Source organism: Enterobacillus tribolii (assembly GCF_003363015.1).
Classification (GTDB): domain Bacteria; phylum Pseudomonadota; class Gammaproteobacteria; order Enterobacterales; family Enterobacteriaceae; genus Enterobacillus; species Enterobacillus tribolii.
In genome coordinates this window covers 14,746-29,383 of record NZ_QRAP01000003.1, presented here as the reverse complement: position 1 = coordinate 29,383, position 14,638 = coordinate 14,746, and the positions used below count along the sequence as shown (strand labels likewise).

Genomic DNA, 14,638 nt, shown 5'->3' with positions numbered 1-14,638 from the left:
CTGCTCTTTGGCTGGCTTTAGGTTTTTCCTCAGCCTATTTTTGGGATTGCTACCTTTGTGCTGATTTCATACACTCAATTGGTGTGTAATTTGATTAAAAGAAAAGGAATTTTATATGTCCTCCATGGAAACTGATGATGCAAAAATGGAAGAGATTCTTTTAAAAAATGGGTTTAGTCCGGAAAATATTGCACATATGAAGAAGATAATAGAGCGGGGACAAATTCCTGATGAGACTTTGTATAAGTTAACTTTAGAGTTAAAAGACAGATTTATTCGGGGGTGCTTTATTTCCTTTCTTTGTTCTTTGCCGTTTTTTTATTATTTAATAACGGGTTCGCTGATATCAATAACTTCATCATTCATAGTTACATTATTTTCATTAGCTGTTATTTTTTATATAGGACCAATAAATCTTACATGGAAAGCGTATAGCTTTATCAAAAAGCTAAAAGAATAGGGATTTCCCCTGTTAGTATCAGTGGGTATCCTCATTCATAATGCCAGATATGATCCTTATTTTATTTCCAGAGCTGATGAATTTTAGCGTTAATGCGGCTCGTGACATGTTATTTACTTGACGATAAAAATCACTTGAGATGTATCTATATAAGCGCCGTGCATCTGGCTTACGTGTTAATTTAAATATGCCATAAAGAGAAGTTCCCATATCAACTGAATGATAGGCAATTAAGCCAACTTTTTTGTCGAACCCGAAAAACGCTGCGGTTCCCATATAGCCGTTCTTCATAAACCCTATGGCCTCACGGTCTCCCATAAGTTTAGATATATTTTCTGTAGCTATATCCGCTCCACTAAAAATGACATGAGTGCCAGCTAGTTTGCCGATGGTTGTTGTTGCTTTATAAAGAATGCCAGCACCGGAAACTACTTGCGCTCCCCCGAGAACAATATTTATCGCCTCTATTGTATAACCTATTTCCTTTTGATGCCTCTCCATTCTGACGGTTAAAAATACTTTCGCTTTTTCTAAAGAAAGCATCGTTCCTTGCTTTTCGAGGTTGAAGCATTCTTCATTGATATTACTGATGGCGGACTTACATTCCAGGTCATTCTTTGCTTTACGAATGGTATCTAAATTTTCATTTATAAAATCTATTAGTTCCTGCTTGAATCTATGCTTTATTATAGGGTCCTTTAAATGACGGAAAGCAACAATGTCAGCCGTTCTTATCAACCGATACCTGGCCGCCTGAGCTATTGCCAGATAGTAGTCATTGCTGCGTTGCCGGGAGTTAAAGCTTATATCCATGTCACTTGCTCATTCTTTGAAAATTTGGCTAACCATGCAGTTAACGTCCTGTCATTTACCATAGCATCTGCCTGCATATCCTTAAAACATATTCGGTGTTATTTTGAAAAAAACCGGAATAGTCGATATATTCCGTTCAACTGATTTTCTGTACCTATTGAAATTGTGAGATAATTAACTGAAAAAATATGTCATGCTGAACGATACAATATCGTCAATATTAACCGGGAGATCTGTCATGCCACAGAAAGTATTCAGCGCCGTGATCAATGCCCGCCTGCCTGGACAGGATGGGCTGTGGCGGATTCGGATTCATGAAGGCAACATCAGCGGGCTGGAACGGCAACAGACCGCAGAAAGAGCAGACGATGGCGAGTTGGATGCGGAGCAAGGGCTGGCTCTGCCGCCGTTCATCGAACCGCATATCCATCTGGACACTACCCAGACCGCAGGCCAGCCGCACTGGAATCAGTCGGGTACGCTGTTCGAAGGCATTGAACGCTGGGCAGAGCGCAAGGCGTTGCTGACCCACGACGATGTAAAGGCGCGTGCCTGGCAAACGCTGAAATGGCAGATCGCCAATGGTATCCAGCATGTACGTACCCACGTAGACGTTTCCGACGCCACGCTGACGGCGCTACGGGCGATGCTGGAGGTTAAACAGGAAGTAGCGCAATGGATAGACCTTCAAATCGTCGCTTTCCCGCAGGAAGGCATACTCTCGTATCCCAACGGCGAAGCATTGCTGGAAGAAGCGCTGCGCCTGGGAGCCGACGTAGTAGGCGCGATCCCTCATTTCGAATTTACCCGAGAATACGGCGTAGAGTCGCTGCACAAGGCATTTGCGCTGGCACAGAAGTATGACCGCCTGGTAGACGTTCACTGCGACGAAATTGATGATGAACAATCACGCTTTGTGGAGACGGTCGCGGCGCTGGCATTGCGGGAAAACATGGGCGCGCGCGTAACCGCCAGCCACACGACGGCGATGCACTCTTACAACGGCGCCTACACCTCCCGCCTGTTCCGCCTGCTGAAAATGTCCGGCATCAACTTCGTCGCCAACCCGCTGGTGAACATTCACTTGCAGGGCCGCTTCGACACCTATCCCAAGCGACGCGGCATCACGCGGGTGAAAGAGATGCTGGAGGCTGAAATCAACGTCTGCTTCGGCCACGATGACGTCTTCGACCCCTGGTACCCGCTGGGCACGGCCAACATGCTCCAGGTCCTGCACATGGGTTTGCACGTATGCCAACTGATGGGCTATGGCCAAATCGACGCCGGCCTGAAACTCATCACCGACAACAGCGCGCAGACTCTGGCATTGACGGATTACGGAATCAAACGAGGCAACAGCGCCAACCTGATCATCCTGCCGGCTGAAAACGGCTTCGACGCCGTCCGTCGCCAAACGCCGGTACGTTACTCCTTACGCAACGGAAACCTCATCGCCGAAACCCAACCATCCCAAACCACAATCCACCTACGTCAGGACGAAAACGTAAACTACAAACAATAACGAACAAACAACACAACAGCCTCCGGCCTCATTGCCCGCCGACGAAGCCATCGGGTCAGCACGAGCCGCAGGGATGCGGCGAGAGGCCCGGGGGGAGGGACTCCTTCCCGGGCCGGTGCGTCAGGACCCGATGGACGAAGGAGGTAACCGGCGCAGCCGGCGGGAAATGCGGCCCGCACCCGAGGCGCGGGAGTGCAGAGGGTGGCCGCCAAGCCACCCTTTGCCCGGACGCCCGCAGAGGAACATCATGGAGCAACGGAGCTACCGGCGTACGGAACCCCTCCTACCCTAACAGATCTACCCCTCTCCCTTCCCCCCATGATGCCTCCGATGCCTCGTCACAAACCCCAACAAAAAACACATCAAAAACACCACCCCATACAACCCATTCGCCGTCATCAACGCCGCATGCGCGCCGCTTTTCGCCACGATCGGCCCGGTAACGACAAACGTCAGCATCGTCCCCACTGTCCCGCAGGTCAGAATAAAATTCACCAGCTTGGGCGAAGACACCCTGGTTTGCAGCGATCCCAGCGTAATCAACGTGGTATAAATCGCGCTGCTGACAAAGCCCAGCGCCAGAATGCAATAACTGAGATGCGCGGCATTATCCGTATTCACGAACAAATACATCATCAGCGCTGATAACGCGGCCAGCACAGTGACAATCCGTTGCAGATCAAAAAAGCGCAGCACCACGCTGAACACCCACATGCCGATCATATAGGCGGTCCAGAAGTTGCTGACCAACGTACCTGCCTGCTCAATGTTCATACCGAAACGCTTACCGGCATACTCCGGCACCCACTGTATGAATCCGAGCTGGCCGAGGATATAACACAGCGCAGCCACCGACAGAAACAGCACGCCGATGCCCCACTTTTCTTTAACCGGCGCGTCGCCACCGGCCGCCACGGCCTTTTTCCCCAGCAGCGGGAACTCAGACATCAGCGTCAGAACGAAAATCGCCAGGTATAACGCGCCGATGCAAACGTAAACCCAGTACCAGGCAATGCTGCGCGCCAGCAAAATACCGGCGACGACAGGGAAAACCATCCCCGCCATGCTGAAAAAGGAGTCGGTAAACAACAGGCGTGAGCCGCGCTGACGCCCGTGATAGAGATGGGTAATCAGAAACGTACCGATCGACATAGTGATGCCGCTGACCACGCCCAGTACAAACATGCACAGGGAAAACAGGGCCAGGCTGCGGCTGAGCATCAACCCGGCCAGCGCCAGCACCATCAGCACGAAGCCGAAAATCAGCTGGCGCTTCAGGGGGATGATCTCCATCAGCCAGGCGTTCAGAAAAATAGAGACCAGAATGCCGGTGTTAAGAAAGGTGAAGGTATTACTCATGCTGGAAACCGGCAGGTTGAAATACGCTGCAATGTTTCCCATCACCATCCCGGTGACGATAACCAGCGCGCCGGTCAGCGCGTAGGAGAAGAAACTGATCCATGTCAGGCGGATGCGGTTGATGTTAGTCATGGCGTGGCCTGTGTCAGTATTTGTGTTACTTATGAAAGAATGATTGGTATTCGCATAGCGCGGCGAATCCTAGCATAACTGACACGGCTTTTTGTGATTATTCTCTCATCATGATGTAACTTTTATGACCTTCTTGCATAAGAAGGGTGAGGTTGAGCAGGTTTGATTATACGGACCGCACGGAATCCCGCTCAATCAATCGCGGTGCGAAGGTTTCCCGCGGCGCATCAGGGGTGAGCAGCAGACGGGTCGCGAAGCGCGCCATGTCGGTGATGGGAAAATGGATGCTGGTCAGCGCCGGACGCACGAAGGCCGCCCGCTCTCCGCTGTCGTAACAGATGACTGAAATATCCTGCGGGATGCTCAGGCGGTGTTCGGAAATTGCCAGCAGGGCGCCGAGCGCCATTTCTTCATTACAGCAGTACAGCGCGCCGGGGCGGTGTTGGCGTAACAGGAGATCCGCCTGTTGGTAACCGCTTTGCAGGTCGTAATCCCCTTCCATGCAGGCGACCGGCTCGATGCCCGCCTCCTGCATGGCGTCCAGAAAACCCTGGCGGCGGATACGGCTGGAGACGCGGCTTTTGGGGCCGCTGATGCAGGCGATTTGGCGGTGACCGCGCGCCAGCAGCGTTTGCGCCGCCAGCTGGCTGGCCTGATAGTGATCAAAGCTGATGCAGCGATCCTCCAGGCCGGATATTTGCCGATCAAGAACCACGAACTGACGTCCGTCCTGAGCCAGGCGGCAAAGTTTTTCGTCGCTCAGGGCGCGCACGTGCAGAATGGCGCCGTCGCAGCGCAGGTTGTAGAGCCGTTGAATGGCCTGCCATTCGTTGTCCGCGCTGTCGCGCCCCTGCGTGACCAGAAGCTGTTTGCCTGACGCTTCCGCTTCGCTTTGCACGCTGTCCATCAGGGCGCCGAAGAAGCCGCCGCCATAAGAGGGGGTAACCAGCCCGAGCATCTGACTCTGATTGGAGGCCAGCGCTCTGGCGGCGGGGTTCGGGCTGTAACCCATCTCGGCGATGGCGGCTTCCACTTTGCTGCGGGTGGCGGCTTTCACTTTGCTGTCGCCGTTGACGACGCGGGAAACCGTGGCACGGGAAACCCCGGCGAATGCGGCAACATCTTCCAGTGTGATCATGTTGGCTCCTTTGGTTTTCCCGTATGGCGTCCCGGTAACGATCTCCCGCCCGAGGGGGGAGAAAGTTCCAGTATAGGGATTGTTATGAGCCGAAGAGAATCATAATCCGTCAAAATAAGGCAAATAATCACGCTTTTGACTAGCTGCATCCTCCGGCAGGCCGGCCTTTTTGGCGCCTTATTTTGTATTCTTTATACTAAGTTGTTTTTTATAGAAAATTTGTTGGCTATAGGCTTAAACTTATGCTGAGAGCGCTCTCAGTATCGATTCAACCTGATAATTTTGTGACTGACGCCAATAGACGTTCCAGCATGTTTCACCGTTGATAAATTAGAAGTGTGATTGGATTGGCAGAAATGTCCGGAGGGCAGGGGCGAAGACGGTTAATCTTTCAGATATGTCCCAAGGTTAGGTAAATGTGAGTAAATTGGTGGCGTTCACGGGGAAGCCTATTTAGAATCAACGTGCTGTTTGTGTTGTTATTTGAGGATTGTGTCCATGTTCAAAAGAATGTTTGTCACCCTGGTTGCGTTATGTTCGCTGACGGTTCTGGCTCCATCCGCGATGGCGGCGAAGGTATTAATGTCGACGTCTGCCGGCAATATTGAAATTGAGCTGGATAGTCAGAAGGCGCCGGGAACGGTGAAAAACTTTCTCGACTACGTTAATGGTGGATTTTATAACAACACGGTGTTTCATCGCGTGATCCCTGGCTTTATGATTCAGGGCGGTGGTTTTACCGCCGACATGCAGCAGAAGCAGACTAATGCGCCGATCAAAAATGAGGCCGACAACGGTTTGCGCAACCTGCGCGGCACCATCTCCATGGCGCGCACCGCCGAGAAAGACAGCGCGACCAGCCAGTTCTTTATTAACGTTGCCGACAACGCCTTCCTGGATCACGGTCAACGTGACTTTGGTTATGCGGTGTTCGGGAAAGTGGTGAAAGGCATGGATGTGGTAGACAAGATTTCTCAGGTACGTACCGAAAACGTCGGGCCTTATCAGAACGTACCCGCCAAGCCGATCGTGATTACGGCGGTGAAGGTTCTGCCATAAGGCGAAAAGAATACTGCAAACCCCTGCTGCGGCAGGGGTTTTCGTTTCAGCGGGTGAGGAAGTTACGCAGCAACTGATGCCCCTGCTCGCTGAGAATACTCTCCGGATGAAACTGTACGCCCTCCACCGCCAGCGTGCGGTGACGAACCCCCATAATTTCATCCGGCTTTCCGTCCCGCTCGCTCCAGGCTGTTATCTCCAGGCAATCCGGTAACGTTTCCCGTTCCAGAATCAACGAGTGGTAGCGGGTGACGGTCAATGGCTCATTTAATCCCCGAAAGACGCCTTTTCCCGTATGGCGGATGGCGGACGTTTTTCCGTGCATCACCTCGCGGGCGCGGATGACCCGTGCGCCGAAAATCTGCCCCAATGCCTGATGGCCGAGGCAAACGCCGAGGATGGGAATGACGCCGGCAAAACGGCGGATAGCGGCCAGCGAAACGCCGGCGTCGTCGGGCGTACAGGGGCCGGGGGAAATCACCAGATGGTCCGGGCGTAACGCCGCAATACCTTCCACGGTGATTTCGTCGTTACGCCGGACGTCGACCTGCGCGCCCAGTTCGCAGAAATATTGGCAGAGGTTGTAGGTGAAGGAGTCGTAGTTGTCGATCAGTAATAGCATGGAAGGCGTTTGGCCGTGGTGAAACGAAGATGCCCCATATGATAAATCATATGGGGCATGCGGGGCAGGGTGAGATTTACTTGCGCCCGCCCAGAATGGAACCCAGGACGCCGCGCAGGATCTGGCGGCCGAGCTGGTTGCCTACCTGGCGCGCCATGGTCTTGGCGGCCGTCTGGACAATACCGTCTTTTTTGCCGCCGCGCGGGCCGGTGGTGCCGAACAGGATTGAGTTCAGACTGTCCATCAGGCCGCCGCTGCTGGCCTGAGCTTCAGGCTGTTGCAGGCTGCCGGCGCTGGCCTCATCGCTGCCGCTGTCTACCGTGGTGAATCCTTTGCCGTTCAGGATTTCATAGGCGGACTCCCGGTCGATCATTTCGTCATAGCGACCGTACAACGGGGAGTGGTTGAGGGCATGGTTCAGCTCGTCGGCGGTCATCGGCCCCATGCGCGACTCCGGCGCTATCACCATCGCACGCTCTACGATGGTAGGACGGCCTTTTTCATCGAGGAATGAAATCAAGGCTTCACCCACGCCCAACTCGCCAATCACCTGCTCGGTATTGAAGCCGGGGTTGGCGCGCAGGGTCTGTGCAGCAGCCTTAACCGCTTTTTGATCGCGCGGGGTGAAGGCACGCAGCGCGTGCTGTACGCGGTTGCCCAACTGCCCCAGCACGCTGTCCGGAATATCCAGCGGGTTTTGGGTCACGAAATAGATACCGACGCCTTTGGAACGGATCAGGCGAACCACCTGCTCGATCTTGGTCAGCAGTGCGGCGGGCGCGTCGGTGAACAGCAGATGCGCTTCGTCGAAGAAGAACACCATCTTCGGTTTTTCCGGATCGCCGACTTCCGGCAGGCGTTCGAACAACTCCGCCAGCAGCCAGAGCAGGAATACGGAGTACAGCTTGGGCTGATTAATCAGCTTGTCCGCCATCAGCAGGTTGATGACGCCCTGGCCGTTAGCGTCCTGACGCATCAGGTCGTTGATATCCAGCATCGGCTCGCCGAAAAAGAATTCCGCGCCCTGTTGTTCCAGCGTCAGCAGGCCGCGCTGAATGGCGCCGATAGACGCAGATGAGATGTTGCCGTATTTGGTCGTGAACTGTTTGGCGTTGTCGCCGACAAACTGCACCATGGCGCGCAGGTCTTTCATGTCCAGCAGCAGCAGGTTGCTGTCGTCGGCGATTTTAAACACGATTTGCAGAATGCCGGACTGGATGTCGTTCAGATCCAGCAGGCGCGAAAGCAGCAGGGGGCCGAGATCGGAGATGGTGGCGCGGATCGGGTGCCCTTTCTCACCGAAGACGTCCCAGGGAATGACCGGGCTGGCCTGCGGCTGCCAGTCGTCAACGCCGATGGCGCTCAGGCGTTGTTGCAGCTTCTCGCTCGCCGTACCCGCCGCACCGATCCCGGACAGATCGCCTTTGACGTCGGCAAGAAATACGGGCACGCCGATGCGGGAAAATTGCTCGGCGATGCGTTGCAGGGTGACGGTTTTTCCCGTTCCGGTGGCGCCGGTTATCAATCCATGACGGTTAGCCAGAGCGGGCAGCAGGTGCAGGGTGGTTTGTTGATTTTTAGCAATGGTCAACGGAGCACTCATATCAGATCCTTACGTGGAAAACGGTATTCACCGGCGTGGGAAAAGTATAAGCGCCGCCGCGCCTTCTCTCAATGCGAATGATCCTGATGCTCACTAGGAATTTTGACCGCGCGGGCGTAATTAGGAGTTGCTTAAATTGATTTATTATGCATATTTTATGACTATATTTTCATTTTTTGTTTGGCCGGATGGCGGCCCGGATTGAAGGCGGAACAGGTTATGGCGGAACGGCAGGTGGAAAGAAACGTTTTTGACAAGGTTATGTTGCCCATTTATGCCCCGGCGGATTTTGTGCCGGTACGCGGCAAAGGCAGCCGGGTGTGGGATCAACAGGGTAAGGATTACATCGACTTTGCCGGCGGTATTGCGGTAACGGCGCTGGGGCATTGTCATCCTGCGCTGGTGGCTGCTCTGCATGAGCAGGGCGAAAAGCTCTGGCATACCAGCAATATCTTTACCAACGAACCTGCGTTGCGATTGGCACAGAAGCTGATTGCCGCGACGTTTGCCGAGCGCGTGTTTTTCGCCAACTCCGGCGCCGAGGCTAACGAGGCGGCGTTTAAGCTGGCACGCCACTATGCGGTGACCCGTCACAGCCCTTATAAAACCAAAATCATCGCATTCAATCAGGCTTTCCACGGTCGTACGTTTTTTACGGTTTCCGTCGGCGGGCAGCCGAAATACTCAGACGGGTTCGGCCCTAAACCGGCAGACATCGTGCATGTGCCGTTCAACGACCTGGCGGCGGTGGAGGCGGTGATGGACGATCACACCTGCGCCGTGGTGCTGGAGCCGGTACAGGGCGAGGGCGGCGTAACGCCGGCGACGGAGAGCTTCCTGCGCGGGGTCCGCGAACTGTGCGATCGGCACAACGCCCTGCTGGTATTCGATGAAGTACAAAGCGGCATGGGCCGTACTGGTACGTTGTTTACCTACATGCACTATGGCGTGGTGCCGGACATCCTGACCACGGCGAAAGCGCTGGGCGGTGGTTTCCCCATCAGCGCGATGCTGACAACGGACGAAATCGCGTCCGTGATGCACGTCGGCACGCATGGCACTACCTACGGCGGTAACCCGCTGGCCTGCGCGGTGGCGGAGGCGGCGCTGGATATCATCAATACGCCGCAGGTGCTGGCCGGAATTGGCGAGCGTCATACTTTGTTCAGCGAGTCGCTGGCGAAAATCAATCAAAAGTACAATCTGTTCACCCAGGTACGCGGGATGGGGCTGCTGCTGGGCGCGGAATTAAGCCCGGAATATCACGGCAAAGCGCGCGATATCCTCTATGCCGCGGCGACTAACGGCCTGATGATGCTCAACGCCGGCCCAAACATTCTGCGCTTTGCGCCATCGCTGGTGATTGAGTTTGATGAAATCAAAGAAGGCTTCAGCCGCTTGGAAAACGCGATCGAAAGTGTCGTGAAGCAATAGTACGGAAGCCTCTGGCCTCAGCCCCCTGGCCCGATGGGCGGCTGAGGGATTTGGCGCAGATGACATGAAGCTCCGGCGTCTCAATCCCTTAGCCGCCTCTTCACCCACAGCCCATGATGCGGCCTCTGCTTCCACGCGATGGACGAAATCGTCAGCATCGCCCGTAAGTGCGTGAGAATCCGCCGCAGATGCCCTTCCATCTGAGTGATCGGCATTCCCGGCAATAACTCCGGCACCTGAAAAAAACCTGACTCATTATTCCCCGGCCCATCATGTTCCAGTCGTTGCTGACACATCTGTAAACCGATCTCGCACGATTGCAGATAGTCCCGCGCCAGATTCTCCGTCAGCATGTAATGGTCGCGCGCCAGGATCGTCATGGCGTTAAGGTGCTCCACGATGAACTGGCTATGGGTGATCCACAGCCGCATATCCGCCAGATAACGGGAGTCGAATCCCGGTTCCTGCATCGCCTGGTTGAGCGAGGAAAGCAGGGCGTTATGCATCTGGTTAACCTTCATGCGCGCATAGGCGAGGGCGGTTTGATCCGGATTGACGGACAGAAGCAAACGCATTGCATCCTGATACGACTCCAGCGTCTGGTGGGCGTTTTTGCGCAGCAGGCCGCTCTGCCATTGCGGCCACAGCCAGATCGTCGCCGCGAAGGCGAGAATACAGCCAATCAATGTGTCAATCAGGCGCGGGAGCAACAGGTCCATGCCGTTGATCGCCATGAGCTGCAGGGTGAATACCGCGGTGATGGTAAAACCGATCACCGACAGGCCGTAGTTCTTGCGCACCACCAGATAGGACGCCAGCGTAATCACCAGCATGCAGCCCAGCGTGATGTTCAGCGGCAGGTGCAGATTGAGCATGCCGGCGGCGAGAATCAGCCCGGCGAATGTGCCGAGGGCGCGGTGCTGAATCCGCACCCGCGTGGCGTTGTAGCCGTTCTGGAACACCAGCATCGCGGTCATCAGTATCCAGTAAGGCTTGGGCAAATGAAACAGCAGGCCGATGCCGCTGCCTGCCGCCAGCGTTAGCCCCAGCCGGGCGGCGTTACGCAGTGCAATGGATTTGAATGACAGGTAGGCCGCCAGCGCCGGCCAGAAGGGCAGGCGGTTTTGGGTGTACATCAGGTTGCGCTGATAAAGCGGCACCCGGCGCGTCAGGAGCTGTGCGATGCGGGTGAAGTGGTACAGGAAGAAGTGCCCGACCGGGTTGTCCGGGTGCTGGGCCGCCAGCTTCTCCAGCGCGCTCAGCTCGGCGTCCATGCTGAAGGGCGGAGTATTGCGGTGATAAAGGATATTGTCGGCGATGGTGTACAGATGCTGCGCCATCGACTGCGCGTTGCGGCGCACGATCGCCTCCGCGTGGCTTTGCTGCACCAGCTTCTGTACTTCCTCCGGCTGATGCAGGCTGACGGTAATATGCTCCTGCAAATCGAGCGCGACCTGAAACAGGCGCAGCAACAGCTTGTACTCTTCGTTATGGAGCAGCGACAGCATATGCATCTGCTGATAGAGCTGCGAGATCATATCCATCACTTTCTGCTGCCGTTCCAGCAGCGGCGGCAGCGCGGTGTCGGGGTCGATATGCTGGGTCAGCAGGGTGTATTTGGCGTCCATATAGTCGCCGAGCTGGCGGTAAAGCAGGCTCAGGCTTTCGCGGATGGGCTGCCCTTTCCACAATTTGAACCAGAACCAGGTAAACGCGCCGTACCAGGCGGTGCCGATAAGAAACAGCAGCGGCGCATATTCGATAGGACGCAGGCCGGCCATGCTCAGGCTGAAGATGGCGGCGATCAGCGCCGCGGGCAACAAACGGGCGTGCAGCGGGCTGATTTCACCGTTAACGCCGAACAGCAACGCCAGTCCGAGCATGATGAACGGCAGCGGGATTTGCCACAGCAGCAGTTGCTGCACCAGAAAGCTGCTCAGGGCGAACAGGATGCTGCCGACCACCAGGCGTTTGGTAAAGCGTTTGTGCGGGGTATCCAGACCGGCGATGTTGCAGCAGGCCGGCACCAGAGAGAACATGAGCCCGAGCTGGAGATCGCCGATCAGCAGACCGAAACAAACAGGAATGCACAGCACCAACGTCTGGCGCAGGGCGTAGTTAACTTCGGGATGGTAGATCAGCCGCCGCCACATAGTGACTCATGACCGGCGCGGATGAGCCGCGCCGGCGGAACGGCTTAGCGGGTGCCGTAAACGACGATCGTCTTACCGTGGGCGGAGATCAGGTTCTGATCCTCCAGCATCTTCAGGATACGACCAACGGTTTCACGGGAGCAGCCGACGATCTGACCGATTTCCTGACGGGTGATTTTGATCTGCATTCCGTCCGGGTGAGTCATTGCATCGGGTTGTTTGGCCAGGTTCAGCAGCGTTTGCGCGATCCGGCCGGTAACGTCGAGGAAGGCGAGGTTACCCACTTTTTCTGAGGTGACCTGCAGGCGACGCGCCATCTGTGAAGAGAGACGCATCAGGATATCGGGGTTGACCTGAATAAGCTGGCGGAATTTCTTGTATGAAATCTCAGCCACCTCACAGGCGGTTTTTGCTCGAACCCACGCGCTGCGTTCCTGACCTTCCTCAAATAAGCCTAATTCCCCGATGAAATCCCCTTGGTTAAGGTAAGAAAGGATCATTTCTTTGCCTTCCTCATCCTTAATCAACACGGCCACGGAGCCTTTGACGATGTAATAAAGCGTCTCAGCTTTTTCGCCCTGGTGAATCAAGGTGCTCTTGGAGGGATATTTATGGATATGGCAATGAGACAGGAACCATTCAAGGGTCGGGTCTGTTTGCGGTTTGCCGAGAACCATTCGCTGTTATCCTCTGTTGTTATCGCGGCCCAAATTACGAGGGCTACCGATTTCCCTGTAAAGTGAGTAAAAAAACTCAAGGGCATAGCTTTTTGTTGCCTACGGTACCGCAGGTTTGTTGGTCAATGTATTATGGGTAAACAATCACCCACAGTAATTGATCTACTCCCTGCTTCGTTGGAAAAAGATCCGTTTAGTCACTGTTTGTAGCACAGCTTTGGCCGGGTGTCTTGTGTTGTCTCGCTTCAGCAACCTTTTGGCCGGCCAATTGCGTGTTTTGCAGGGAAAGCGTACCCTTTGGGAATTCAACGTTTGCGGAGAAAAAACTATGCAGGCTCGGGTTAAGTGGGTGGAAGGACTGACGTTTCTTGGTGAATCCGCGTCAGGGCATCAGGTTTTGATGGACGGTAACGCCGGTGACAAGGCGCCAAGCCCGATGGAGATGGTTTTGATGGCTGCGGGCAGTTGCAGCGCGATTGACGTGGTGTCCATTTTGCAGAAAGGGCGCTTGGACGTACGCGATTGTGAAGTAAAACTGACCTCTGAGCGTCGTGAAGAAGCGCCGCGGTTGTTTACCCATATTAATCTGCATTTTGTGGTAACCGGCCGGGATCTGACGGATAAGGCGGTAGAGCGTGCGGTCAGCCTGTCGGCGGAGAAATATTGCTCGGTGGCGCTGATGCTGGGTAAGTCAGTGAATATCACCCACAGCTTTGAAGTGGTAACGGTAGCATAATGCCGGAGGCCGGCGGCGCTTGCGCCGGCCTTGTCACCGGTTACCCGATCTTTTTCCCTTCCATCAGGCACTGGACCAGCGGCGTCATGATCAGCTCCATCGCCAACCCCATTTTTCCGCCCGGAACGACCAGCGTGTTGATGTGCGAGATAAACGACCCTTGCAGCATCGCCAGCAGGTAGGGGTAGTCGATGTTGTCCAGCCCGCGGAAATGAATCACGACGAAGCTTTCGTCGTGCGAAGGAATGGCCTTGGCGGCAAACGGGTTGGAGGTGTCCACCGTCGGCACGCGCTGAAAGTTGATATGGGTGCGGGAAAACTGCGGCGTGAGGTAGGTGATGTAGTCTTCCATCGAGCGGACCACCGAGTCCATTACCGCTTCGCGCGAGTGGCCGCGCTCGCCGGTGTCGCGCACCAGTTTCTGAATCCACTCCAGGTTGACGATCGGCACCACGCCGACCAACAGGTCTACGTGTTTCGCCACGTTATGCTGGGGGGTGACCACGCCGCCGTGCAGCCCTTCATAAAACAGCACGTCCGTCGGCTCCGGCAGCGGCTGCCAGGGGGTGAACGTACCGGGAACCTGATTGTAAGGCACCGCTTCGTCATAGGTGTGCAGGTATTTTCTCGAGCGTCCGCGCCCGTGTTCGCCGTATTCCTGAAACGTCTGCTCCAGAAACGTGAAATCGTTGGCTTCAGGGCCGAAATAGCTGATGTGGCGGCCCTGATCGCGCGCCTTGCGGATGGCCGCGTCCATTTCCGGGCGGGTATAGCGGTGAAAACTGTCACCTTCCAGTTCGGCAGCATGCAGGTTAAGCTGCTGAAATATCTTGCGGAATGCCATGCTGGTCGTGGTGGTGCCTGCGCCGCTTGAGCCGGTGACGGCGATAATCGGATGTTTGGCTGACATGATTTACCCCGAATATGCTT

Annotated in this window: 13 protein-coding genes; 5 read left to right on the top strand and 8 right to left on the bottom strand. The window is 55.0% G+C overall.

What is annotated here, in order from left to right; translation table 11 throughout:
* Positions 1 to 115: 115 nt before the first annotated feature.
* Positions 116 to 460 carry a hypothetical protein gene (locus C8D90_RS07580; RefSeq protein ID WP_115457843.1) on the top strand — a complete coding sequence of 115 codons (345 nt, stop codon included), beginning with the start codon at positions 116 to 118 and terminating at the stop codon, positions 458 to 460.
* Positions 461 to 478: 18 nt separating this feature from the next.
* Here the strand turns inward: C8D90_RS07580 and C8D90_RS07575 are convergent, their stop codons facing one another.
* Entirely contained in the window at positions 479 to 1,273 is a 795-nt protein-coding gene (locus tag C8D90_RS07575; RefSeq protein WP_115457842.1) for a DUF4225 domain-containing protein, read from the bottom strand.
* A 238-nt stretch (positions 1,274 to 1,511) separates the two neighbouring features.
* Between C8D90_RS07575 and C8D90_RS07570 the strand changes: the two genes are divergently transcribed.
* Positions 1,512 to 2,795 (top strand): cytosine deaminase, encoded by a 1,284-nt coding sequence (locus C8D90_RS07570; RefSeq protein ID WP_115457841.1) that lies wholly within the window; start codon positions 1,512 to 1,514, stop codon positions 2,793 to 2,795.
* Between the two features lie 297 nt (positions 2,796 to 3,092).
* On the opposite strand, the gene tsgA is transcribed toward C8D90_RS07570, so the two are convergent.
* Positions 3,093 to 4,286 (bottom strand): MFS transporter TsgA, encoded by a 1,194-nt coding sequence (gene tsgA / locus C8D90_RS07565; RefSeq protein WP_115457840.1) that lies wholly within the window; start codon positions 4,284 to 4,286, stop codon positions 3,093 to 3,095.
* Positions 4,287 to 4,452: 166 nt separating this feature from the next.
* On the bottom strand, positions 4,453 to 5,424 hold the full coding sequence (locus C8D90_RS07560) for a LacI family DNA-binding transcriptional regulator (RefSeq protein WP_115457839.1): 972 nt from the start codon (positions 5,422 to 5,424) through the stop codon (positions 4,453 to 4,455).
* A 498-nt stretch (positions 5,425 to 5,922) separates the two neighbouring features.
* Here C8D90_RS07560 and ppiA point away from each other — a divergent pair, with 498 nt between their 5' ends.
* A complete protein-coding gene (gene ppiA / locus C8D90_RS07555) occupies positions 5,923 to 6,483 on the top strand; it encodes a peptidylprolyl isomerase A (RefSeq protein WP_115457838.1) in 561 nt (186 codons plus the stop codon).
* A 46-nt stretch (positions 6,484 to 6,529) separates the two neighbouring features.
* Here the strand turns inward: ppiA and C8D90_RS07550 are convergent, their stop codons facing one another.
* Both C8D90_RS07550 and C8D90_RS07545 read right to left on the bottom strand, forming a co-directional pair.
* Positions 6,530 to 7,105 (bottom strand): aminodeoxychorismate synthase component II, encoded by a 576-nt coding sequence (locus tag C8D90_RS07550; RefSeq protein WP_115457837.1) that lies wholly within the window; start codon positions 7,103 to 7,105, stop codon positions 6,530 to 6,532.
* Between the two features lie 76 nt (positions 7,106 to 7,181).
* Complete coding sequence (locus tag C8D90_RS07545; RefSeq protein ID WP_115457836.1) at positions 7,182 to 8,708, bottom strand: helicase HerA-like C-terminal domain-containing protein; 1,527 nt, start codon at positions 8,706 to 8,708, stop codon at positions 7,182 to 7,184.
* 219 nt (positions 8,709 to 8,927) lie between these two features.
* On the opposite strand from C8D90_RS07545, the gene argD reads away from it, so the two are divergent.
* A complete protein-coding gene (gene argD, locus C8D90_RS07540) occupies positions 8,928 to 10,142 on the top strand; it encodes a bifunctional acetylornithine/succinyldiaminopimelate transaminase (RefSeq protein ID WP_115457835.1) in 1,215 nt (404 codons plus the stop codon).
* Between the two features lie 80 nt (positions 10,143 to 10,222).
* Here the strand turns inward: argD and C8D90_RS07535 are convergent, their stop codons facing one another.
* Positions 10,223 to 12,295 (bottom strand): YccS/YhfK family putative transporter, encoded by a 2,073-nt coding sequence (locus tag C8D90_RS07535; protein ID WP_115457834.1) that lies wholly within the window; start codon positions 12,293 to 12,295, stop codon positions 10,223 to 10,225.
* 44 nt (positions 12,296 to 12,339) lie between these two features.
* Positions 12,340 to 12,972, bottom strand: a complete 633-nt coding sequence (gene crp, locus C8D90_RS07530) for a cAMP-activated global transcriptional regulator CRP (protein WP_000242758.1) — start codon at positions 12,970 to 12,972, stop codon at positions 12,340 to 12,342.
* A gap of 328 nt (positions 12,973 to 13,300) precedes the next feature.
* Between crp and C8D90_RS07525 the strand changes: the two genes are divergently transcribed.
* Positions 13,301 to 13,708, top strand: coding sequence for an OsmC family protein (locus tag C8D90_RS07525; protein ID WP_115457833.1), 408 nt, complete (start codon positions 13,301 to 13,303; stop codon positions 13,706 to 13,708).
* A 40-nt stretch (positions 13,709 to 13,748) separates the two neighbouring features.
* Here C8D90_RS07525 and C8D90_RS07520 read toward each other — a convergent pair whose 3' ends face one another.
* Positions 13,749 to 14,618, bottom strand: a complete 870-nt coding sequence (locus C8D90_RS07520; RefSeq protein WP_115457832.1) for a phosphoribulokinase — start codon at positions 14,616 to 14,618, stop codon at positions 13,749 to 13,751.
* Between the last annotated feature and the right edge of the window lie 20 nt (positions 14,619 to 14,638).

Excerpts from the sequence above, each read along its gene's own strand:
- C8D90_RS07570 (WP_115457841.1), top strand. The coding sequence starts at position 1,512 with ATGCCACAGAAAGTATTCAGCGCCGTGATCAATGCCCGCCTGCCTGGA.
- C8D90_RS07525 (WP_115457833.1), top strand. The coding sequence starts at position 13,301 with ATGCAGGCTCGGGTTAAGTGGGTGGAAGGACTGACGTTTCTTGGTGAA.
- C8D90_RS07535 (WP_115457834.1), bottom strand. The coding sequence starts at position 12,295 with ATGTGGCGGCGGCTGATCTACCATCCCGAAGTTAACTACGCCCTGCGC.
- C8D90_RS07550 (WP_115457837.1), bottom strand. The coding sequence starts at position 7,105 with ATGCTATTACTGATCGACAACTACGACTCCTTCACCTACAACCTCTGC.
- C8D90_RS07580 (WP_115457843.1), top strand. The coding sequence starts at position 116 with ATGTCCTCCATGGAAACTGATGATGCAAAAATGGAAGAGATTCTTTTA.
- crp (WP_000242758.1), bottom strand. The coding sequence starts at position 12,972 with ATGGTTCTCGGCAAACCGCAAACAGACCCGACCCTTGAATGGTTCCTG.
- tsgA (WP_115457840.1), bottom strand. The coding sequence starts at position 4,286 with ATGACTAACATCAACCGCATCCGCCTGACATGGATCAGTTTCTTCTCC.
- C8D90_RS07560 (WP_115457839.1), bottom strand. The coding sequence starts at position 5,424 with ATGATCACACTGGAAGATGTTGCCGCATTCGCCGGGGTTTCCCGTGCC.
- ppiA (WP_115457838.1), top strand. The coding sequence starts at position 5,923 with ATGTTCAAAAGAATGTTTGTCACCCTGGTTGCGTTATGTTCGCTGACG.
- argD (WP_115457835.1), top strand. The coding sequence starts at position 8,928 with ATGGCGGAACGGCAGGTGGAAAGAAACGTTTTTGACAAGGTTATGTTG.
- C8D90_RS07545 (WP_115457836.1), bottom strand. The coding sequence starts at position 8,708 with ATGAGTGCTCCGTTGACCATTGCTAAAAATCAACAAACCACCCTGCAC.
- C8D90_RS07520 (WP_115457832.1), bottom strand. The coding sequence starts at position 14,618 with ATGTCAGCCAAACATCCGATTATCGCCGTCACCGGCTCAAGCGGCGCA.
- C8D90_RS07575 (WP_115457842.1), bottom strand. The coding sequence starts at position 1,273 with ATGGATATAAGCTTTAACTCCCGGCAACGCAGCAATGACTACTATCTG.